This window comes from Micromonospora parva, assembly GCF_000718515.1.
In the GTDB taxonomy this organism is placed as follows: Bacteria; Actinomycetota; Actinomycetes; order Mycobacteriales; family Micromonosporaceae; genus Micromonospora; species Micromonospora parva.
This window is the reverse complement of sequence record NZ_JNZS01000024.1, coordinates 1-21,560: the sequence shown is the minus strand read 5'-3', so window position 1 is coordinate 21,560 and position 21,560 is coordinate 1. Positions and strand designations below refer to the sequence as shown.

The following is a 21,560-nucleotide window of genomic DNA, read 5'->3' as shown; positions in this document are numbered from 1 at the left end:
CGGGTAGTGATCAGACATGCGCGACAACGAGTACCCGACCCCCGTGTCCGACACCGAGGCGCAAGGGCTGCCCGACACCGCCGATGACGACTCGACCGCCAACGACGACGTCTTCACCGGGCGCGAGGCGGACGGCCCCGACCCGGCCCAGCTGCCCGGCGACCGGACGCCGGTGGCGGTGGACCGGTTCGGAACGACAGCTGAGGAGCAGCTCGACGGTGAGTCGTTGGACTACAAGCTCGACCGTGAGGTCTACGAACGCCCGGCGGACGATCCGCTGGCCGGCACGATCGACCCGAAGATCGCCTTCGAGGCGGACAATCTGGAAGCCGCGGCGGAGGCCCAGCTGGACGCCGACGTGATGGATCCCGGGCCCACCTCGGACCCGAACTCGCCGGTCTCGCTGTACGACCACGGTCAGCTCGGCACGGTGGCCGACGCCACTGTGGGCCGGCTGGTGGAACCGGACGAGGGGTCGCACACCGACCAGGAGACCGACTCGGTGGCGTACGACGCCGGATCGGCCGGCGGCGGGGCGACCGCCGAGGAGTTGGCCATCCACGAGACGGAGCCACCGCGCTCGGTCTGACGTCCGCTCGATCTGACGTCCGTCCGCTCAGTCGTCCAGGCCGCGTTCGATGGCGTACCGGGTCAGCTCGACCCGGTTGTGCAGTTGCAGCTTGCCCAGGGTGTTCTGCACGTGGTTCTGCACGGTGCGGTGCGACAGGCCGAGCCGCTGGGCGATCTGCTTGTACGACATCCCCTTCGCCACCAGCCGCAGCACCTCCGTCTCCCGTTCGGTGAGCTGGGGCGTCGCGGGTTCGGCAGCGCCGGCGCTCCCCCGCCCCGGTCCGGCGGCCAACCGGCGGTACTCGCCGAGCACCAGTCCGGCCAGGCCGGGGGTGAACACCGCCTCGCCGGCCGCGGTGCGGTGGACCGCCTCCAGGAACTCGGCGGGCGCTGTCGACTTCACCAGGTAACCGGTGGCACCGGCCTTGACCGCGTCCAGCACGCTCTGCTGCTCGCCGCTGGCGCTGAGCATCAGCACCCGTACGGCGGGCAGCGCCGTGCGCAACCCCAGGATCACCTCGACGCCGGAGATGTCCGGCAGTTGCAGGTCGAGGACGACGACGTCGGGCCGGGCGGCGGCGGCCACCCGAACGGCCTGTCGCCCCTCCCCGCTGGTCGCCACCACCAGGAAGCCGGCCTCGGTCAGGTCGCGGGCCACCCCCTCCCGCCACATCGGATGGTCGTCCACCACCATGACCCGGATCTGGTTCACCGCGCCGACCTCGGCACGCTCAGCTCGATCTCGGTGCCCGCCTCGGGTGCGGACACGATCCGCACCGTCCCGCCCAGGTCGGTCACCCGGCCCCGGATCGACTGGGTCACCCCGAGCCGCCCCTGGGCGGCCGCCTCGGCCAGCCGGCCGTCCGGGATGCCCGGCCCCTCGTCACGGATCGACACGGTCACCGTCTCCCCCTCGTCCTCGATCAGCACCCAGGCCCGCCCACCGGCGTGCCGTCCCACGTTGTCCAGTGCCGCACCGGTCGCCGCCGCCAACTCGCCGGCCACCTGTCGGGGCAGCGGCACCGGCGTGGCCGGGGCGGAGAGCGCCACCGTCGCCGAGGCGTACCGGCCGAGCAGGGTCCGCAGGTCCACCGCCTCGCCCCCCTCCGGGAGGTTCGCGGCGGTCGGGCTGGCACCGGTGATCAGCGTGCGCAGTGCGGCCTCCTGCTCACCGGCCAGCCGGGCCAGCTCGCCGGCCTCCCCGGGCAGGTCGGCGCCGCGCCGCTGGACCAGCGCCAGCACCTGCAGAACCGAGTCGTGAATGCCCCGGGCCAGCCGTTCCCGCTCCCGCGTGGCGGCCTCCAGCTCCACGGCGCGTTGCAGCCGCTCCTCGGCGCTCGCCGCCAGCCGGGCCACGTGCCCGACCACCACTCCGGCGAGCAGCATCAGGATCACCCCGGTGAACGAGGACTGACCGATCCGCTCCCGGGTGGCCAGGTCCGCTCCGGCGACGATCAGCGCGGCGACAGTGCCCCGCCGCCGGCCGCCGGAGACGGCCCAGGCCAGCACCGGGCCGGCCATCCAGGCCACCCCGAGGGTGGGTACGCCGTGGGTGAGCGCCGTCCGACCGACCACCCACGGGGTGGCCAGCACGATGGCCACCACCACCGCGAGGTCGGCCAGCAGCAGCGGCCAGCGCCGCCAGGACGGTCGGGCGTACCCGACAGCGGTCGCCCCGGTCCAGGTGATCATCAGCAGGATCAGGGCGCCGACGGCGTACGGGTGGGCGTACCGGTCTGCGTCGCGCACCGCGAGCGCGCAGACGTACGCCAGGGAGGCCAGCCTGAACACGGTGAGGGCACGCCACAGCGGCACCTCGAATCCACCCGGCGGCGACGGCATGGCGGTCAGGATGCCACAACGGTTCGGCCGCCCGGCGATCAGCGAGTGCGGTTCGGGAAACCCTGACGTACGGTGGAAAAGCCGCGAAATACTCCGAGATGCGCCGCCGGGACGGGCCCATGACGAACGCAGATCCGCACGCACCGCGTACGGTTGTGCCCATCGAACCTGCCCTCCTGATCGCCAACGCCTTTGACCAGGCTCAGGTGACCGAGATTCGACACTCGGTCGCCTCCTGCGCGCATGCCTCGGGCCTGCGGGGCCAGCGGCTGGACGACTTCGTGCTCGCGATCAACGAGCTGATCACGAATGCGGTGCGCCACGGCGGCGGGCGCGGCTGGCTGCGCCTCTGGCAGGAGTCGGGTGTGCTGGTCTGCGAGATCGCCGACCACGGGCGCGGGATCAGCCCGCAGCGACTGGGCGACCGCAGTCGGCCGGCCCCGGACACCGCCGGCGGCTGGGGGCTCTGGCTGGCCCGCGAGTTGACCGACGCGATGGAGGTGTCCACCGGCACCGCCGGCACCACAGTCCGCATCACCACCGGCCTACCCACCCAAAATCCCACCCCGCACTAACCCCACCCCACCCCGTCCCACCCCGCCCCACCCGCGCGCGATCTTGCATTTGCTGTCGCGGCGAATCACCCGAAACCACTCATCCCGGCGACACAAACCGCAAGATCGCGGGGAAGAGCAGGGCGGGGAGACGGGGTGGGTCAGGCGAAGAGGGCGGAGACGGATTCTCCGTTGTGGATTCGGCGCGTCGCCTCGGCCAGGGCGGGGGCCACCGACAGGACCCGCAACTTGGGGACCCGCTTGGCGTCCGGGATGGGCACCGTGTTGGTGCAGACGATCTCCAGGACGCCGTCCTGGTCGCTGAGCCGCTGCAACGCGTCCCCGGAGAAGAGGCCGTGCGTGCAGGCGAGCCGGATCGACCGAACCTTCAGGCCGCGCAGATGCTCCATCAACTCGACCACCGTGCTGCCCTTGGCGATCTCGTCGTCCAGCACGATGACGTCCCGGTCGGTCACGTCACCGATCACCGCGCTGATCTTGACCAGGTCGTCGCTGAACCGCTGCTTCGCCCCGGCCGCTACCGGTGTGCCGAGCAGCCGGGCGAAGGCCGCAGCCTCCTTGGCGTTGCCCAGGTCGGGTGAGACCACCACGGTGTTGCTGAGGTCGTAGCGCCGGAAGTGGGTGGCCAGCTCCCGCAGCGCGTGCAGATGATCCACCGGGACGCTGAAGAAGCCGTGCACCTGCGGCGAGTGCAGGGTCATCGCGAGCACCCGGTCCGCCCCGGCCGAGGTGAGCAGGTCGGCGACGAGCCGCGCGCCGATCGAGATCCGTGGTGCGTCCTTCTTGTCCGAGCGGGCGTACGCGTAGTGCGGCAGCACCACGGTGATCCGACCGGCGGAGGCGCCCCGAGCCGCGTCGATCATCAGCAGCAGCTCGACCAGGTGCTCCTGCACCGGCGGCACCAGCGGCTGGATCAGAAAGACGTCCCGCTCCCGGCAGTTGGCCTGCAACTGGACTTCCAGGCAGTCGTTGGCGAACCGGGAGACCCGCACCGGGTGCAGCGGCACTCCCAGGTGAGCGCAGATCTCGGCAGCCAGGTCGGGATGGGCGGTTCCACTGAAAACTGCGATGTCGCGCACGTTCGCACATCGTAGGGGACGCGGACGGCAGCCGACGGCGGTGGGCCGGAACCCACAGCGACGCCTGTCGCGCCACTCCGCCGTCCAGGTACGGTGCTGCGGTGACCCCCCAGTACGTCGCCGCCATCGACCAGGGCACCACCTCCTCGCGGTGCATCGTCTTCGACCGGGCCGGGGACATCGTCGCCGTGGCCCAGCGCGAGCACCGGCAGGTCTTCCCCCGACCGGGTTGGGTGGAGCACGACGCCGAGGAGATCTGGGACAACGTCCAGCAGGTGGTCGCCGAGGCGCTGCGGGCCGCCGGCACCGACGCGTCCGGGTTGGCCGCCGTCGGCATCACCAACCAGCGGGAGACCACTGTCGTCTGGGACCGGGCCACCGGCCGCCCGGTGGCCAACGCCATCGTCTGGCAGGACACCCGGACCGGGCCGCTGCTGCGCGAGCTCGCTTCGGCGTACGGCGAGGAGCGGTTCCGGACCCGCACCGGCCTGCCGCTGGCGACCTACTTCGCCGGGCCGAAGCTGCGCTGGCTGCTCGACGAGGTCGACGGCCTGCGCGAGCGCGCCGAGCGCGGCGAGGTGCTCTTCGGCACCATGGACAGCTGGCTGATCTGGAAGCTGACCGGCGCGCACGTCACGGACGTGACGAACGCCAGCCGGACCATGCTGATGGACCTCACGACGCTCGACTGGGACCCGGAGCTGCTGGACGCCATGGGCGTGCCGGCGGCGATGCTCCCGGAGATCCGCTCCTCCGCCGAGGTGTACGGCTCGGCGACCGGCGTGCTCGACGGGGTGCCGGTGGCCAGTGCGCTCGGCGACCAGCAGGCCGCCCTGTTCGGGCAGACCTGCTTCCAGCCGGGCGAGGCGAAGTGCACCTACGGCACCGGCAGTTTCCTGCTGCTCAACACCGGTGCCAGCCCGGTTCCGTCGACCCACGGCCTGCTCACCACCGTCGCCTACCGGATCAAGAACCAACCACCGGCGTACGCCCTGGAAGGTGCCATCGCGGTCACCGGCTCACTGGTGCAGTGGCTGCGGGACAACCTGGGGTTGATCTCCTCGGCGGCCGAGGTGGAGGAGCTGGCCCGCACCGTCGACGACAACGGCGGCTGTTACGTGGTGCCGGCGTTCTCCGGGCTGTTCGCCCCGCACTGGCGCAGCGACGCCCGCGGGGTGATCGCCGGCCTGACCGGCTACATCACCAAGGGGCACCTGGCGCGGGCGGTGCTGGAGGCGTCGGCGTGGCAGACCCGCGAGGTGGTCGACGCGATGAACGCCGACTCGGATGTGGCGCTGCGCCGTCTGCGGGTGGACGGCGGCATGACCGCCAACGGCCTGCTCATGCAGTTCCTGGCGGACGTGCTCGACGTGCCTGTCGTCCGTTCCCGGATCACCGAGACCACCTGCCTGGGTGCGGCGTACGCGGCCGGGTTGGCGGTCGGTTTCTGGCCGGATCTGGCCACCCTGCGGGCGCAGTGGCGTTCCGACGCGCAGTGGGAGCCGGCGATGGCCCCGGAGCTGCGCGATCAGGAGCTGCGCCAGTGGCGCAAGGCCGTGCGGCGCACTCTGGACTGGGTGGACTGACCTCAGCGGCCGGTGCGGACCCGCGCCACGAACGCGCGCCAGGCCGCCGGCGCGAAGGTGAGAACGGCACCGGCGCGGCCGGTGGAGTCGCGGACCAGCACCTGACCCGGCAGGTTGTCGGCCACCTCCACGCAGGTGTCGCCGCCGTTACCGCTCCGGGTCGACACGCGCCACCGAGGGGTGGGGGCGGAGTTCACAGCTCGTTCACCAGCTTTCCGATCAGCTCGACGGACACGCCCGCCGGCAGGCTTCGGGGCCGGGCCGGTCAGCAGCTCCTGGCGGGCCAGCCGGCCGGCGACCAGCTGGGCGACCTGCTCCGGGGTGTGGGTGCCCTGGGCGCTGAGCACCGCGTGCGCGTACGCCTCGGTCTGGAGCAGGCCCGGCACCAGCGACGGTTGAACGGTGCGGAGGGCGACCGCCTCGGCCTCGATCGCCCGCCACGGCGCGAACCAGGCCGGCGACTCCTGCCGGGCCGCCACCGCCAGCAGCTCGGCCAGCAGCCCGCCGGTGTTCAGCGCCGCGTCCGCCGCCTCGGCGAACTGCGGGGTGGGCCGGCGCCGCCCGGTCTCGATAGCCGCGATGGTGGACGGGCTCCACCTGATCAGCTCCGCCAGGGCCTCCTGCGAGACACCCGCACCGGCCCGGGCCGCCTTGAGCGCCCTGATCCACATGTCGCCGTTCATCCGACCGCCCCAGACTCCACGAAGAGTGACGGGTCCATCCTCGACGGTGATGACGGTCAGGTCCAGCAGGTACGGGGAAAGCGCGGTATCCCGGTCAGTCCCAGCGGTTACCGGTGAGCTTCTCGTAGACGTCAACGTAGCGGGCCCGGGTCGCCTCGACCACCTCGGCCGGCACGTCCGGGGCGGGGGGCTGCTTGTCCCAGCCGCTGCCGGTGGCCCAGTCCCGCACGTACTGCTTGTCGTAGGAGAACTGCACCCGCCCCGGCTGGTACGACTCGGCCGGCCAGAACCGCGACGAGTCGGAGGTGAGCAGCTCGTCGGCGAGGACCAGCGTGCCGTCCGGCGCCCAGCCCAGCTCGATCTTGGTGTCGGCGATCAGGATGCCCCGGTCGGCGGCCAGTTCGGCACCGCGCCGGTAGATGTCGAGGGTGATCTGCCGCAGTCGCTCGGCGGTGGCCGCGCCCACCTTGTCCACCACGTCGTCGTACGTGATCGGCTCGTCGTGCTCGCCCGCCGGCGCCTTGCTCGACGGCGTGAAGATCGGCTCAGGCAGGATCGACGCCTCGCCGAGCCCTCGCGGCAGCGGTACGCCGGAGACCGCGCCGGTGCGCTCGTACTCCCGCAGGCCGCCACCGGTCAGGTAACCGCGGGCGACGCATTCGACCGGGACCATGTCCAGCCGCTGGCAGCGGATGGCCCGCCCGGCGAACTCGGCGGGCACGTCGGTGGCCGAGATGACGTGGTTCGGCACCAGGTCGGCGAGCTGCTCGAACCACCAGAGCGAGAGCGCGGTGAGCAGGCGACCCTTGTCCGGGATCGGCGTCGGCAGCGCCACGTCGTAGATCGAGATGCGATCCGAGGCCACCAGGATCAGGTCGTCGCCGTCGGCGTAGACGTCCCGGACCTTGCCCGAGTGCAGAAGTTCCACGCGCCCTAGTACACCACGCGACAGCGGAAGGCCCAGATTCGACCACCCGGCCGAGGGTGACCGGACGGACGTTGACACCTTCGTGCGCTGCCTGCGTGAATGGTCCGACCGCCACCCCCGTAGGTCCAGGAGAGCGCCGTGCCCGTTGTTCGACCCCCGCTCGACCGCCTCGGCGCCGACCCGGGCCGGCGCCGACTGCTCAGCGCGCTGCTCGGTGCGCCTTTGCTCGCGTCCGGCGGGCTGGCGGGTTGCAGCGACGGAGCCGCCACCTCGACCCAGGACGGGCCCGTCGAGCTGTCGGTCTTCTGGTGGGGTGACGCCAACCGGGCCGCGCTCACCGAGAAGGCGCTCCAGCTGTACTCGACCCGCAACCCCCGGGTCACCTTCCGGGTCACCTGGCAGGGCGCCGACGGCTACTACGACAGGTTGGCCACCCAGGCGGGCGGCGGGAACGTACCGGACCTGATCCAGATCGACGACGCCATGCTGACGGAGTACACCCGACGTCAGGTCATCCTCGACCTCACCGACCGGCACCTGGATCTTCGGGGCCTGCCGGAGGGCCTGATCCGCTACGGCACGGTGGAGGGGCGGACGATGGCGGTGGCCGCCGGGCAGACCCACGCCGTCGTGGTGTTCAACCGGGACCTGCTGCGGGAGCTGCAGGTGCCGGAGCCACGGGCCGGGATGTCCTGGGCCGACTACATCTCCTGGGCCACCGAGGTCACCGAGGTCAGCGACCGGCGGGTGGCCGGCACCATGGACGGGTCGGGCGACTACCGTGCGCTCTGGCTCTGGCTGCGGGCGCAGGGTGGCGAGTTCTACCGGGGCAACCAGCTCGGCTTCGGCGCGGACGAGCTGATCGCGTGGTTCGAGCTGTGGCAGCGGGCTCGCCGGGCACGGGCCACGCCGAGCGCGGCGCTGGTCGAGCAGGCCGACAGCGGCGAGCCGGCCCGACAGCTGGTGGTGAGCGGGGCGACCGCCGCGTCCTTCGCCTGGTCGCACCAGCTACCGGAGCTGCAACGACTCACCGAGTCGGAGTTGGGCATCGTCGGCTTCCCCGGCCCGCCGGGCGCCCAGTGGGCACGGGCGTCGATGTACTGGGCGGCGTTCCGGGGCACCCGCCACCCGGACACGGTCGCCGACGTCATCAACTTCTTGACCAACAACGGTGAGGTCGGTGCCGTCCTCGGTCACGAGCGTGGGCTCAACGCCAGTTCCGCCGTGCGCCGCTACGCCGAGGGCAGCATCACCGACGCGGCCCAGCGACGTGCCGCCGCGTTCGGCACCAGCATCGCCGACCTGCTCGGGCCGGCGCCCGCGCCGCCGCCGAAGGGGCACGCCAAGGTGCGCACCCTGCTGGTCACCGCCGCCGAGCGCATCCGGGTCAAGCGCGACGGCACCCGCGAGGCCACCGCCCGCTTCCTGTCCCAGGCCATCGCGGCCCTGGCGGTGTGAACACCGGCGGCCGGTCCCGGGACCGGCCGCCGGTGACCGTCGGGGCCGCCGACCCGGTCAGCGCGGCGGGCCACCCCGGCGGTTGCGCATCAGGCGCAGCACCAGGAACACGACGATCGCGACCACCACCAGGCAGCAGAGCAGGGGCAGCACCCCGAACCCGCTGCGGCCACGCCGCCGGGCGGCCTCCACCACGAGTTCGCCGGTGCCCGTGGACGCCCAGGCCGCCACGGGCACGAAGACCGCCAGTACGACCGCACCGAAGACCGCGCTCAGGCGGCCCCACCACTTACCGAATGAAGACATGTGCCCATCCTCGCCGAAGGGCGCAACCTCGGCACGTCGGTCCACGCGGATTTCCCGGGAGCGGAATGTCCGGAACACTCCGGCCGGCGCGCAACCTGTTCGCAACGCCCCGGCAAAGATGATGATCTTTACATGAATGTCTTGAGGTGATCGGATTCGCCTCATGGTCAACTCTGTAGACAGTGCGCGGATCTCTCGCACCCGAAGATCTGCGGCGGCAGCGGTCGGCGTCACCCTCGTCGCCGCTCTCCTCACCCCCACCGCGGCGCACGGCGCCCCGCCGCCCCCACCGGCACCGCCCACGAAACCCACTCCGAGCGGTGCCGCGGACCGCACCCCCGTCACGGTCACGCTGATCACCGGCGACCGGGTGACGGTGACCCCGGGCCGGCCCGGTGCGACTCCCTCGGTGGACGTCAAGCGCGCGCCCGGCGCCACCGGCTCCGTACGCATCTCCACCGAGGGCCGGGACACCTACGTCTACCCGGACGAGGCGGTGCCCTACCTCGCCACCGGCCGGCTCGACAAGCAGCTGTTCGACGTCACCCAGCTCATCGCCCAGGGCTACGACGACGCGCGAAGCGCCGAACTCCCCCTGATCGTCACCCGTACGACGGGGTCGGCGAAGCTCAGGACCGCGACCACGCTGCCGGGCACGCAGACCACGCAGCAGCTTCCCTCCGTGCGGGGTGAGGCGATCCGCACCCGCCGGTCACAGGCCGCGGACTTCTGGTCGGCCCTCACCGACGGGCGGTCACCGACCGCCCGCAGCGCTGCCACCCCGGCACCCTCCTTCACCGCCGGCATCGACAAGGTGTGGCTCGACGGCAAGGCGACGGCCAGCCTGGCCGACACCACCGCCCAGGTCGGCGCTCCGGCGGCGTGGGCCGCGGGTGGCACCGGCGACGGGGTCCGCGTCGCCGTCCTGGACAGCGGGGTGGACACCACCCACCCGGACCTGGCCGACCGGGTGGTGGCCTCCCGGAGCTTCATCCCCGGCCAGGACGTGATCGACCGGAACGGGCACGGCACCCACACCGCCTCCACGGTGGCCGGGACGGGCGCAGCCTCCGGCGGCCGGGAACGGGGGGTGGCACCGGACGCCGACCTGGTGATCGGCAAGGTCCTCGACGAGTACGGCAGCGGATCCATCTCGGGGATCATCGCGGGCATGGAGTGGGCGGCGCGGGCCGAGCACGCCAAGGTGATCAACATGAGCCTCGGCGTGAGCGCGTGGCACACCCAGGACGACCCGCTGAGCCAGGCCGTCAACCAGCTGACCGCCGAGACGGGTGCGCTCTTCGTCGTGGCCGCCGGCAACAGCGGACCAGATCCGTACACCCTCGGCGCCCCAGGCACCGCGGACGCCGCGCTGACCATCGGCGCGGTGGACACCTCCGACCACCTGGCGGGCTTCTCCAGCGTCGGGCCCCGGATGAACGACGAGGCACTCAAGCCCGACATGACCGCTCCCGGGGTGGACGTGCTGGCGGCCCGCTCGCAGCACATCTCCTGGGGTGAGGGCTACTACTACGTCGACAGCGGCACCTCGATGGCGGCGCCCCACGTCGCCGGGGCGGCCGCGCTGCTGGCCCAGAAGCACCCGACCTGGAGTGCGCGGCAGATCAAGGACGCGCTGATGAGCACCAGCGTCCGCACGCCCGACTACGACGCCTACCAGGCCGGCAGCGGTCGGTTGAACGTCGCCGCCGCCTACCACCAGGACCAGGTCATCGCGACCGGGTCGGTGGACGCCGGACTCGTCGGCTGGTCGCCGGGCAGCACCCCACAGCCGATCAGGCGGACCATCACCTACACCAACACCACGGACAGCCCGATCACTCTGACGCTCTCCGTCGACCAGGGCGCCTCCCCCGCGCGGACGTTCACGGCGACCGCCGAGGGCCTCACGGTGCCCGCCCGGGCGAGCGCGACCGCCGACGTCGTGGTGGCCCCGGCCGGTCTCCCCGCCGGCAGGTACTCCGCCCAGGTCACGGCCCGGTTCGCGACCGGCGAGGTGCACACTGCCGTCGGGCTCGCCGTGGAGTCCGAGAAGCACGACCTCACCATCCACCTGAAGGACCGCGCCGGGCGACCCATGAGCGGTGAGGTCGAGGTCGTCAACGCCGACACCGGTTCGGCCTTCATGTGGGTGCCGGACGGAAAGCTCACCGCCCGCCTCGCGCCCGGCTCGTACACCGTCGTCGCGGCGGCGGACGTGGAAGGTCTGCACGGGCCCCGCTCCCTCGGGCTCGCGATGCTGACCGCTCCCGAGGTCGACCTGAGCACCGATCGGGTGGTGGAACTCGACGCCGCGCGGGCCCGCCAGGTGAAGGTGGCGACAGCCCAGCCGACCGCCGTCGTCAACAGCCGCATCGACGTCTACCGCTCCTTCACCGAGAGCGAACCGACACCCACCGACTGGAACGCCCTGCGCGAGACGTTCTGGCCCGGTGCCGGCTACGACAGCCTGTGGGCCCTGCCGACCGGGAACAAGGTGCGCAAGGGCAGCTTCGTCTTCACCACCCGGATCCGCGCCGAGCAGACGCCGCTGGCCATCAGCTACCCCGGCCAGCAGCTCAACGACCCGCTCGCGCAGCCCGGTTCCCCGCCGCTGCCCGACGGCACCTCGCGCCTGGATGCCGTCTTCGCGGGTGCCGGCGGCACCGCCGACTACGCCGGCCTCGCCGCCCGCGGCAAGGCCGTGGTCGTGCGCGGCAACGAATCGGTGACCCCCACGGATCAGGCGGCGGCGGCGCACACCGCCGGCGCGGCCATGCTCGTCGTGGTCAACGACCGCGCGGGCCGCAAGAGCGACTGGTACGGCAACCCCGACGCCGTGACGACCGGACCGATCCCGGTGGCCTCGGTGACCATGGACGAGGGTGAGGCGTTGATTCAGACGATCGGCGCTGCCGGCCGCAAGCCGCTCCGGCTGGTCGTCGTCGCCCACCCCAGGGCCACGTACCTGTACGACCTGGTGGACTACCACCGTGGCGCGGTGCCGAAGGACCCGTCGGCCAAGACCGACCCGGGCAACCTCGCCCGGATCGATCTCACCTTCTCCCCGCCCCCGGGCAAGCAGTCCAGCGAGACGCGGGTGGACTTCCCACCGTACGAGTACGCGGCGGCACGCCCGTTCCCGTTCGAACCGGTCGCGCCGGGGCCGCGTACCGACTGGGTCTCCGCGGGTGGCGGCGTCACGTGGATGCAGTACGCCGACGTCGCCGACTGGGCACGGTCCAACACGGAGGCCATCGCCTACCGGCCGGGCAGCGTGCAGAAGGACCGCTGGTTCGGGCCCATCACCCGACCACGGCTGCTCAGCACCGAGATCCCGTTCCGGGGCGAGACCGCCATGAGCGCCTACATCCAGGGGTTCGGCGACGCGGGTGCCGCACACAGTGGCGGGGCCAGCATGTCGCAGGTCGCCACGTTCTATCAGGGCGACAAACAGCTGACCCAGTTCAACGGCTGGCCGGAGGTCGGCGCGGGTGACCTGTCGCCGGAGAAGCTGCCGTACCGACTGGTCGTCGAGACCACGGGCAACCCCGAGTTCAGCCCGTACTCGACCGCCACGCACACCGAGTGGAGCTTCGTCTCCGGCGGCAGCACGCAGGTGCAGGCCATCCCGTTGGTCCAACTGGACTACGGAACGGACGTGGACCTCGCGGGTCGGGCGAAGCGCCGAACGGACCTCACGGTCAGCCCCGTGGTGGTGGGCAGCACCGCGGCCCGGGACGCCGTGTCGTCGCTCCGACTGGAGATCTCGTACGACGACGGGGCGACCTGGCGGCGGCAGGACCTGCGGGAGAAAAAGGGCGCCTGGCAGGCGTCCTTGAACGCGCCGCAGCGGGCCGACTTCGTGTCGATCCGGGTCACCGCCACGCAGCGCAACGGCGGCGGCGTCACCCAGACCGTCACCCGGGCCTTCGGCCTGCGGTAGCACCCGCCGGGGCCGGTGCCTGCACGGTGCCGGCCCCTCCCGGGAACGCTCGGGTCACAGCGGCACCAAACAAGTCCGGCCCCCACAGTGTGGGGGCCGGACTCATATCACTTTCAGTGGTAGCGGGGACAGGATTTGAACCTGCGACCTCTGGGTTATGAGCCCAGCGAGCTACCGAGCTGCTCCACCCCGCGTCGACTGGTTAAGACTATCCCATCCGTCCCAGTCATGATCAGTGGGGGTCACCAACCGCCGCGGCCCGGCACCCCCGCAACGTCGAAGCCCGCCCCCGGTGACCCGGAGGCGGGCTTCGAACTGCTGTTTCTCTCGTAGCGGGGACAGGATTTGAACCTGCGACCTCTGGGTTATGAGCCCAGCGAGCTACCGAGCTGCTCCACCCCGCGTCGGCTCGCTAACCGTAGCGCACCACCCCCGGGCCCCGCAAAACGACATCCGAATCCGCCGGCTGGCGGCCGGCACACCCCGGTCAGCCGAGCCACCTCCGAATGGCGGTGACCGCGCGTCGACCGTCCGCGTCGACCTGCGCCCGCTGGCTGGAGGTGCCCTCCCAGCCCTGCTCCCAGAGGATGGTCACCACGTCGCCGACCCGGATCGCCCGGACCAACCGAACGTCCTGCACACCGGTCGGGTCGCCGTTGACGTCCTGACCCGCGCTACGCATCTCGAACAGCACCGACTCGTCGCCGAACCCGCTGTCCGGGAGCAGCCGCTGTCGGCTCCGCACCGCCGTGTCGCCGCCCGGCAGCTTCTGCTCGGGGCAGTCCCGCACCGCCTGCCGCAACTCGTCCAGCACGTCGTCGGCGCGCCCGGCCCGGTAGATCGTGATCGAGTGCGTGTAGGTGCCGTCCGGGACGTACCCCTTGGGGGTCTGCGGCAGCTTGTAGATCAGCAGCCGGGTGCGGCGGTCCACGACCGCCTCGCTCCCGATGTCCGCGCCGCACAGGCCCGGCAGCACGGCCTCGTCGCGAAACTGCGGCGCGGTGCCGGTCTGGTTGGCCGACGGAACCGCGAAGAACGCCCGGTCCGGGATGCTCGTCGGCGTCCTGGGCGGCTGCGTGCCGGTACCACCCGGAGCCGTCGACGTGCCCGGGGAGCGGCCGGGGGTCGTCGGCGAGACGGGCGGCGATGACGGAGCGCCGGTCACGCTCGCGGACGGCGACGCCGACGGCGTCGGCGTCGGCGTCGGCGTCGGCGTGCCGGCCGGTACGGCTACGGACGTCGGCGGCCGGGTGACCACCTGGGCACCGATCACCGCGCCCACCACCACCAGCGCCACGGCCAGGGTTCCCCCGGCCGCACGGAACCGGGCCCGACGGTCCGTGTGGTGCCGCAGCACCTCGGGAACGCCCAGATCGGCGGCGTCAGCGTCGGCGGCGAGGGACCGGTACAGCTCGGACAGTTCACGCGACATCGGTGGCCTCCAATTCCACGACAGCCAGATCGGGCAACAACGCGGCGAGCCGGGCCCGGCCGCGGGACAGCCACGACTTCACCGTGCCGACGGGCACGTCGATCTCGTGGGCGATCTCCTCGACCGGCATGTCGAACAGGTAGTGCAGCGCCAACGCCCTCCGGTGGGTCGCCGGCACCTGACGCAGCGCCTGGACCAGCAGCACGCTGTCCTCGTTGGGCGGCGACACCGTCGGCGGTGGCCCGGCCAACCGCAACGCGCCCCGCAGACTGCGCAGCCGCCGCCAGCGATCGGTCGCCAGCCGGGACACCACCAGTCGCAGCCACGCCTCCGGCGCCGGATGCGACGACAGCCGCCCCCACTGCCGCCAGGCCCGGGCGTAGGCCTCCTGCACCAGGTCCTGCGCCTCGGTGTGATCGCCGATCACCGCATAGCCGTACCGCATCATCCGCCGTGCGGTGCTGCGGTAGAAGTCATCGAAGCTCTGCGCATCTCTCACCACTGCTCCCCCTCATCCACCCCGTTGCAAATGAGGACGACGGGCCGGTGCCGCAGGTTGCGGCACGTCCGCGCCTGTCAGCGAGGTGACAGGCGGGCACGGCTCCGGACGCGGCGGAGCCCTCGCCGTCCGGACCGGTGCGGTCCGACGACGAGGGCTCCGAGACGTACGTGCGGGCGTGCCGGGTCAGCCGCCGGCACTCGGGCTGGCACCAGACCCACCAGCTGCCTGCTGTGCCTGCTGGAACGCGGTGAGCGCCTCGTCGAGGGCCTTCAGCGCCCGCCCGTACCGCTCGAAGTCGCCCGACGCCTGCGCGGCCCGGACCTCGGTGATCGCGGTCTGCACCCGGTCCGCGGCGGCGGCCAGGTCACCGGCCGGCGGTGGGGTGCCCGCGCTCGGGGTCGGCGTCGGCGCCGCCGTCCCCGAAGGAGTCGGCGTCGGGGTCGGTGTCGTCGGGTTGCCCCCGGTCGTCGGCGGCGGCGACGTGCCCTGCCCGGCCTTCTTACCCTGCTCGACCAACTGCTTGATGCCGTCGTTGATGTTGTCGGCGAGCGCCACGAACGAGCCGCCGTCACCGTACGAGAGCAGCACCTTCTGCAACAGCGGGTACGCGTCCTGCTGGTTGCTCTTCACGTAGACCGGCTCGACGTAGAGCATCCCGTCGGCGAAGGGCAGCGAGAGCAGGTTGCCGTACTGCACCTGCGCCTGATTGCTGGAGAGCAGGTTCAGCTGCTGACGGATGTTCGCGTTGTTCGTCATCTGCTGGTGCACCTGCACCGGGCCGGAGATCCGGGTCTGATCCGGCAACTCCAGCACCTCCAACCGGGGCTGCCCGTCGACGTACGACCCGGAGATCAGCGCGGCGAGGTTCTGCCGGCCGTTCGGGGTGACCGCGGAGGTGAGCTGGAACCGGGGGCTCTCCTGCCCCGGGAACTGGGTGAAGAGGTAGTACGGCGGCTGCTTCTGACCGCTGTCCGGGGCGTCCGGCACGTTGGGCACCTGCCAGAAGTCCTGTGCGGAGTAGAAGTCACCCGGGTTGGTCACGTGGAACTTGGTGAGCAGGTTGCGCTGCACCTTGAACATGTCCGCCGGGTAGCGCAGGTGCTCACTCAGCTCGACCGGGATCTCCGCCTTCGGCAGCACCAGGTCACCGCCGAAGGCCTTGTTCCACGCCTTCAGCACCGGGTCGGTGTCGTCGTACTCGTAGAGCTTCACCGTGCCGTCGTACGCGTCGACAGTGGCCTTCACCGAGTTACGCATGTAGTTGACGTCCTCCCGGGCCAGCTGGAAGGTGCCCCGGTTGGTCAACTCGTCGGTGGTCTCGGTCTGGAGGTTGACCTTCTCCGCGTACGGGTAGGAGGCCGCCGTGGTGTAGCCGTCGACGATCCACTGCACCCGACCGTCGACCACCGCCGGGTACGGGTCGCCGTCCAGGGTGAGGAACGGCGCGACCTTCTCCACCCGGTCGCGCGGGTTACGCACGTACAGCAGCTTGGAGTCCTTGTTGACCGCCTCCGAGAGCAGGAAGTTCGACTCCTGCTCCTTGATGGCGTACAGCAGTCGCCGGGTGAAGGAGCCGATCTCCACGCCGCCCTCACCGGTGTAGGTGTAGGACTCGCCGCCGCCCTCACCGACCGGCCGGTCGAACTCGGCCTTCTTGTTCGGGTCGGACTGCCCGACGATGGCGTAGTCGTCGGCCTCCATCCGCTCGCCGTAGTAGATGCGCGGCTGCTTGGCCGGGATCTGCTCGGTCTGCGAGGAACACGCCTCCTGGGTCTTCTCGCCCAGGAAGCCGGAGACGAAGAACGGCTGACCACCGCAGACCACCTGGTTGGCCGGTGCGGCCACCAGCCCGTACCCGTGGGTGTAGACGGTGTGCCGGTTGATCCAGGTGTTCTGCTGGTCGGTCAGCTCGCCATAGTTGATCTCCCGGACGCCGACCACGTAATCGGAGACATTCCCGTTCACCCCGTACCGGTCGATGTCCAGCTTCGGACCGAAGTCGTAGAAGCCACGCACCTGCTGGAGCTGGGTGTACGTCTCGCTGACCAGCTGCGGGTCGAGCAGCCGCACGTTCGACACCACCGAGGTGTCGGTGGCCAGGTTCCCCGGTGGGGTGAGGTTGTTCGCCGCGTACGGGGTCGTCTCGGTGGCCGCCAACCCGAACGCCGCCCGCGTCGCGTCGATGCTGCGCTGGATGTACGGCGCTTCCTTGTCCTTGGCGCTCGGCTTGACCTCGAAGGTCTGCACCGCCCAGGGGTAGATGCCGCCGATGGCCACCGCGGACACGCCGAGCAGCGCCAACGAGATGCCCGGCCAGACCAGGTTCCGCATCCAGGCGTTGGAGAACACGATGATCGCGATCGCCACCACGATCGAGATGTAGGCGAGGATCTCCTTCGCCGGCAGCAGCGCGTTGACGTCGGCGTAGCCGGCGCCGTACAACTTGGCGCCCTCGTTGTACTCCAGCAGCATCGCCCGCCGGTCCAGCACGTACGCGACGGCCTTCAACAGCACGAACACCGCGACCAGGGAACTCAGGTGGGCGCGGGCCGCGTTGCTCATCCGGTCACCGACGCCCTGCAGGCGGACACCGCCGAAGAGGTAGTGCACCGCCAGCGCGCCGATCACGGCCAGCACCACAGCGGTGAAGGCGACCCCGAGCAGGTACCGCCAGAACGGCAGTTGGAACACGTAGAAGCCGATGTCGACCCCGAACTCCGGGTCCTTGACGCCGAAGTCACCGCCGTTGCGGAAGAGCAGCCACTGGTTCCACCGGTTCTGCGCCGAGAGGCCGGCGAAGAGCCCGACCACCGCGGCGGTCAGCGAGATCCAGGTGCCCAGCCGCGGCGTGAGCACCATCCGGTAGCGCTCCAGAGTCGCCTGCTCCACCGAGTGCGGGCGCAGTCGCGGGCGCAGCCGGTAGGCCAGCCACAGGTTGCCGCCGACGATCACCGCCATGCCGAGGCCGATGGCGAGGAACAGCACCAGCCGGGTGAGCAGGACGCCGGTGAAGACCTGGGTGTAGTTGACCTCGTCGAACCAGAGCCAGTCGGTCCACGCCTGCACACCCCAGCCGAGCAGGGTGAAGAGCACGAACACCCCGACCAGGACGGCGATCGTGACGCGCCCGCGCCGGCTCATCCTCGGAAGGGGGCTGCTGCTACGCATGACCACTGTTGGCTCCGCACGCTCGATATGATCGGCTCCGACCAGGCACCCAGAGTACGGGGTGTTCCTGAGCGTGTCGGGGCACGGTCACACCCGTCAGCAACGCGTCGGCTGACCACCCGCTCGCAACGTCTCCAGAGCGGTCATCGCCTCGTCCAACGAGCCCACCCGCAACAGCGGCAGATCGGGCTGCGGATTGCGGACCGCCTCGGCACAGTTGTCCGCCGGCACCAGGAAGACCTTGGCCCCGGCGCGCTTGGCGCCGACCAGCTTCTGGGCGATACCGCCGATCGGGCCGACGGCACCCTCGTCGTCGATGGTGCCGGTGCCCGCGATGACCTGACCGCCGGTCAGGTCGGCCGGGGTCAGCTTGTCCACGATCCCCAGGGCGAACATCAGACCGGCGCTCGGCCCACCGATGTCGCCCAGGTCGATGCCGAGCGTGAACGGATGCGGCTGCTGCTGATCGATCTCCACACCGATCCGCGGTCGGCCGTCCTGCTCCTGACTGGTCACCGTCGCGGTGGCCGGCACCCCGTCACGGGTGTAGCCGATGGTCAACGCCGTGCCCGCCGGCTTCGCCCGGACCAGCTCGGTGACCTTCGCGGCCACCGGCACCGGCTGGCCGTCGACCGAGGTGATCAGGTCGCCCGCCTTCAACGCCCCGGCCGCCGGGCCGTCCCCGGCCACCGTCTTGATCACCACCTGCACCGGAAAGCCCAACTTCCGCAGCGCGGCGGTCTCCGCGCTGGTCTGTGACGCCTTGAAGTCCTCGGCGTTGCGCTGCTCGACCTGCTCCGTCGACTCCCCCGGCGGGTAGACCAGCTCGCGCGGCACCACCGCCTCGTCGTCGGAGAACCAGCCAGCGATCGCCCCCCGCAACCGCACAGTGGGCTGCACCCCCACCGTGGTCAGCCGCAACTGGCCGGCCGAGGTCGAGGTCTCCCGACCCGAGACCTGGATGACCTCCTTACCGTCGGCCGTCCCGAGGGTGTTGACGGTCGGACCCGGGCCCAGCACCACGTACGGAATCGGCACCCGGAGCACCCCGATGCTCAGCAGGGCGGTGAACAGGGCACCGAGCAGGACCGTCAGGCCACGACGTCTCATGCCGCAGAGCGTACCGACCGGGCACGGGTCACCCGGCGGATGCGCCGCGCGACTTCGCCCTCAGCGCAACGCCAGCGACGGCGACCTGGGGCGCGGTCCGCGTACCGTAGATGTCGTGCCTGATATTCCGTTCGGTTTCGCGCTCCCGGGTGGGCAGCCACCAGACCCCAACGATCCCGCGCAGATGCAGCAGTTCATGTCGCAGTTGCAGCACCTGCTCTCCGCGCCGGGCAGCGGGCCGGTCAACTGGGACCTGGCCCGGCAGGTTGCGGCCAGCCAGCTCGCGGCCGCCGGTGACCCGGCGGTGTCGATGTACGAACGCAACGCGGTCGAGGAGGCGCTGCGCCTGGCCGACCTGTGGTTGGAGCCCGCCTCGGCGTGGCCCTCCGGCATCCAGAACCCCGTTGCGTGGAACCGCAACGAGTGGATCTTCAAGACGCTGGACGTGTGGCGCAAGCTGTGCGACCCCGTCGCCAGCCGGATGGTCGGCGCGATGGGCGACCTGGTGCCACCGGAGGCGCGCGCCCAGCTCGGCCCGATGCAGTCGATGGTGGCCTCCCTCGGTGGCGCGCTCTTCGGCGGCCAGTTGGGCCAGGCCCTCGGTTCGCTCGCCGCGGAGGTGCTCTCCGCCGGCGACATCGGGCTCCCGCTCGGCCCGGCCGGCACGGCCGCGCTGATCCCGGCCAACATCCGGGCGTACGGCGAGGGCCTGGAGCTGCCCGAGGACGAGGTCCGCCTCTACGTGGCGCTGCGCGAGGCCGCCCACCAGCGGCTGTTCCAGCACGTCCCGTGGCTGCGTGGGCACGTGCTCAGCGCGGTCGAGATGTACGCCTCGGGCATCCGGGTCAACCGGGAGGCGATCGAGGAGGCGATGGGTCGGGTCGACCCGACCGACCCCGAGTCGATGCAGGCGATCGCCCTGGAGGGCATCTTCACCCCGGAGGACACCCCGGCGCAGAAGGCCTCACTGGCCCGCCTGGAAACCGCGCTCGCCCTGGTCGAGGGGTGGGTGTGCCACGTCGTCGACAGCGCCGCCAGCGACCGGCTGCCCAACGTCGTCCGGTTGGGCGAGGCGTTCCGCCGTCGTCGGGCCGCCGGCGGTCCCGCCGAGCAGACCTTCGCCGCGCTGGTCGGCCTGGAGCTGCGCCCCCGCCGGCTGCGCGAGGCCGCGGCGCTCTGGGCGGCGCTCACCCAGCACCGTGGCATCGAGGGCCGCGACGCGGTCTGGGGCCACCCGGACCTGCTCCCGTCGGACGACGACTTCGCCGACCCGGTCGCCTTCGCGATGAACGACATGGACCTCAGCGAGCTGGACAACTTCGACTTCACCGCCCCCGGCGGGGTTGAGGAGAAGGCCCCCGGTCAGCCGGGTCAGCCCGGCCCCTCGGGTCAGTCCGGCCCGTCGGGTCAGTCCGGCCCGTCGGGTCAGTCCGGCCCGTCGGGTCAGTCCGGCCCGTCGGGTCAGTCCGGCCCGTCGGACGAGACCGACGGCGAGGGTGACGCCAAGTCCTGACGTCCGCGCATTGGCGGCCTATGCCCGGGGTTCCCGCCTGATCGACAGCGGGTGCCCCGGGCGCGTGTTCGGCACGTCAACGGAGCAGGTCGGATCGCGGAGCAGGCCGGATCGCGGAGCAGGCCGGATCGCGGAGCAGGCCGGATCGCGGAGCAGGCCGGGCTGACGGTTCAGGCGGGTCGGGCCGACCCGGAGAGCAGGGCACGGGTCGCTTCCCAACCCTCGAAGGCCGGGTCCAGCGTGGCCAGGTCGGCCGGGCCCCGCAGTCGTCGCCACCCGGCGGTGACCGCCACGTCACCCGGGCGCGGGGCATCGGCGCGCGCCTCGGCCGGCGTCGCCGTGTCCAGCTCCAGCGTCGGCAGCCATTCCGGCGCGGGCAGTCGTGACGCGACCCCGAGCAGACCAGGGCCGCCGCCCTCGACCGGAGCCACCGCGACCGGTCGGGTGGTGAGTGGGCGCAGCAGCTTGCCGACGGTCAGGGCGGGCAGGTCAGGCACGTCGCTGACCAGCACCGCCGCTTGGTCGTACCCCTCCAGCGCGGCGAACACGGCGTTCGGCGTCGGCTCGGCAACCTCGTACACGGCCGTGCCGGGCCACACCAGCGCGTCGGCCAGAGCCCGGTCGGCCGGGGTCACCGCTACCGCGACCTCCACCTCGTTGAGCGTGGCCAGCAGGTCGATGACGTCCTCCGCGAGAGCCGCCCGCCATTCCGCCAGGTCAACGCCCGGCGGCGACCAGTGCACCGGCCCGAGTAACGCCACCACCACCCGTCGCGCCATCCCCCGACCCTAGCGCCCCACCCCGTACCGCCACCCCACCCGGCCCGGCCCACCCGACCCGGACCACCCGACCCGACCCGACC

The 21,560-nt window shown here is 71.7% G+C and carries 16 protein-coding genes, 2 tRNA genes and 1 pseudogene; 6 read left to right on the top strand and 13 right to left on the bottom strand.

Going from position 1 to position 21,560, the window contains the following annotated elements:
• Positions 1-16: 16 nt before the first annotated feature.
• Positions 17-589, top strand: coding sequence for a DUF5709 domain-containing protein (locus tag IF22_RS0126565; RefSeq protein WP_030336635.1), 573 nt, complete (start codon positions 17-19; stop codon positions 587-589).
• A gap of 27 nt (positions 590-616) precedes the next feature.
• On the opposite strand, the gene IF22_RS0126560 is transcribed toward IF22_RS0126565, so the two are convergent.
• Positions 617-1,264: a response regulator gene (locus IF22_RS0126560; RefSeq protein WP_030336633.1), complete on the bottom strand. Its 648-nt coding sequence runs from the start codon at positions 1,262-1,264 to the stop codon at positions 617-619.
• A 14-nt stretch (positions 1,265-1,278) separates the two neighbouring features.
• Positions 1,279-2,412, bottom strand: coding sequence for a MacS family sensor histidine kinase (gene macS / locus IF22_RS0126555; RefSeq protein ID WP_030336632.1), 1,134 nt, complete (start codon positions 2,410-2,412; stop codon positions 1,279-1,281).
• Positions 2,413-2,531: 119 nt separating this feature from the next.
• Here macS and IF22_RS0126550 point away from each other — a divergent pair, with 119 nt between their 5' ends.
• A complete protein-coding gene (locus IF22_RS0126550; RefSeq protein ID WP_030336630.1) occupies positions 2,532-2,987 on the top strand; it encodes an ATP-binding protein in 456 nt (151 codons plus the stop codon).
• A 140-nt stretch (positions 2,988-3,127) separates the two neighbouring features.
• Here IF22_RS0126550 and IF22_RS0126545 read toward each other — a convergent pair whose 3' ends face one another.
• Positions 3,128-4,066, bottom strand: coding sequence for a ribose-phosphate diphosphokinase (locus IF22_RS0126545; RefSeq protein ID WP_030336628.1), 939 nt, complete (start codon positions 4,064-4,066; stop codon positions 3,128-3,130).
• Between the two features lie 101 nt (positions 4,067-4,167).
• Between IF22_RS0126545 and glpK the strand changes: the two genes are divergently transcribed.
• A complete protein-coding gene (glpK, locus tag IF22_RS0126540) occupies positions 4,168-5,652 on the top strand; it encodes a glycerol kinase GlpK (protein WP_030336626.1) in 1,485 nt (494 codons plus the stop codon).
• A 2-nt stretch (positions 5,653-5,654) separates the two neighbouring features.
• Here glpK and IF22_RS36060 read toward each other — a convergent pair whose 3' ends face one another.
• Together IF22_RS36060 and IF22_RS0126530 are read right to left on the bottom strand one after the other, a co-directional pair.
• Positions 5,655-6,335 (bottom strand): Scr1 family TA system antitoxin-like transcriptional regulator, encoded by a 681-nt coding sequence (locus IF22_RS36060; protein WP_051708801.1) that lies wholly within the window; start codon positions 6,333-6,335, stop codon positions 5,655-5,657.
• Positions 6,336-6,429: 94 nt separating this feature from the next.
• A complete protein-coding gene (locus IF22_RS0126530; protein ID WP_030336621.1) occupies positions 6,430-7,263 on the bottom strand; it encodes a phosphoribosylaminoimidazolesuccinocarboxamide synthase in 834 nt (277 codons plus the stop codon).
• Between the two features lie 138 nt (positions 7,264-7,401).
• Here IF22_RS0126530 and IF22_RS0126525 point away from each other — a divergent pair, with 138 nt between their 5' ends.
• On the top strand, positions 7,402-8,721 hold the full coding sequence (locus tag IF22_RS0126525) for an ABC transporter substrate-binding protein (protein ID WP_030336619.1): 1,320 nt from the start codon (positions 7,402-7,404) through the stop codon (positions 8,719-8,721).
• Between the two features lie 57 nt (positions 8,722-8,778).
• Here the strand turns inward: IF22_RS0126525 and IF22_RS0126520 are convergent, their stop codons facing one another.
• Entirely contained in the window at positions 8,779-9,027 is a 249-nt protein-coding gene (locus IF22_RS0126520; protein ID WP_030336617.1) for a hypothetical protein, read from the bottom strand.
• A gap of 163 nt (positions 9,028-9,190) precedes the next feature.
• Between IF22_RS0126520 and IF22_RS0126515 the strand changes: the two genes are divergently transcribed.
• Positions 9,191-12,973, top strand: a complete 3,783-nt coding sequence (locus IF22_RS0126515; RefSeq protein WP_081884049.1) for a S8 family serine peptidase — start codon at positions 9,191-9,193, stop codon at positions 12,971-12,973.
• Positions 12,974-13,090: 117 nt separating this feature from the next.
• Here the strand turns inward: IF22_RS0126515 and IF22_RS0126510 are convergent.
• From IF22_RS0126510 to IF22_RS0126485, 6 genes are all read right to left on the bottom strand, one after another.
• A tRNA-Met gene (locus IF22_RS0126510) sits at positions 13,091-13,167 on the bottom strand.
• A gap of 136 nt (positions 13,168-13,303) precedes the next feature.
• A tRNA-Met gene (locus IF22_RS0126505) sits at positions 13,304-13,377 on the bottom strand.
• An 83-nt stretch (positions 13,378-13,460) separates the two neighbouring features.
• On the bottom strand, positions 13,461-14,405 hold the full coding sequence (locus tag IF22_RS0126500; RefSeq protein WP_030336614.1) for a hypothetical protein: 945 nt from the start codon (positions 14,403-14,405) through the stop codon (positions 13,461-13,463).
• Entirely contained in the window at positions 14,395-14,904 is a 510-nt protein-coding gene (locus tag IF22_RS0126495) for a SigE family RNA polymerase sigma factor (protein WP_030336612.1), read from the bottom strand. Before IF22_RS0126495 ends, IF22_RS0126500 begins: the two co-directional genes overlap by 11 nt.
• 186 nt (positions 14,905-15,090) lie before the next feature.
• Positions 15,091-18,075 carry a UPF0182 family membrane protein gene (locus IF22_RS0126490; RefSeq protein WP_081884046.1) on the bottom strand — a complete coding sequence of 995 codons (2,985 nt, stop codon included), beginning with the start codon at positions 18,073-18,075 and terminating at the stop codon, positions 15,091-15,093.
• 96 nt (positions 18,076-18,171) lie between these two features.
• Positions 18,172-19,185: a YlbL family protein gene (locus IF22_RS0126485; protein ID WP_030336608.1), complete on the bottom strand. Its 1,014-nt coding sequence runs from the start codon at positions 19,183-19,185 to the stop codon at positions 18,172-18,174.
• Positions 19,186-19,369: 184 nt separating this feature from the next.
• Here IF22_RS0126485 and IF22_RS0126480 point away from each other — a divergent pair.
• Positions 19,370-20,569, top strand: a pseudogene (locus tag IF22_RS0126480) (zinc-dependent metalloprotease); the annotation flags it as partial.
• Between the two features lie 299 nt (positions 20,570-20,868).
• On the opposite strand, the gene IF22_RS0126475 reads toward IF22_RS0126480, so the two are convergent.
• Positions 20,869-21,477 (bottom strand): hypothetical protein, encoded by a 609-nt coding sequence (locus IF22_RS0126475; protein ID WP_030336603.1) that lies wholly within the window; start codon positions 21,475-21,477, stop codon positions 20,869-20,871.
• Positions 21,478-21,560 lie beyond the last annotated feature (83 nt).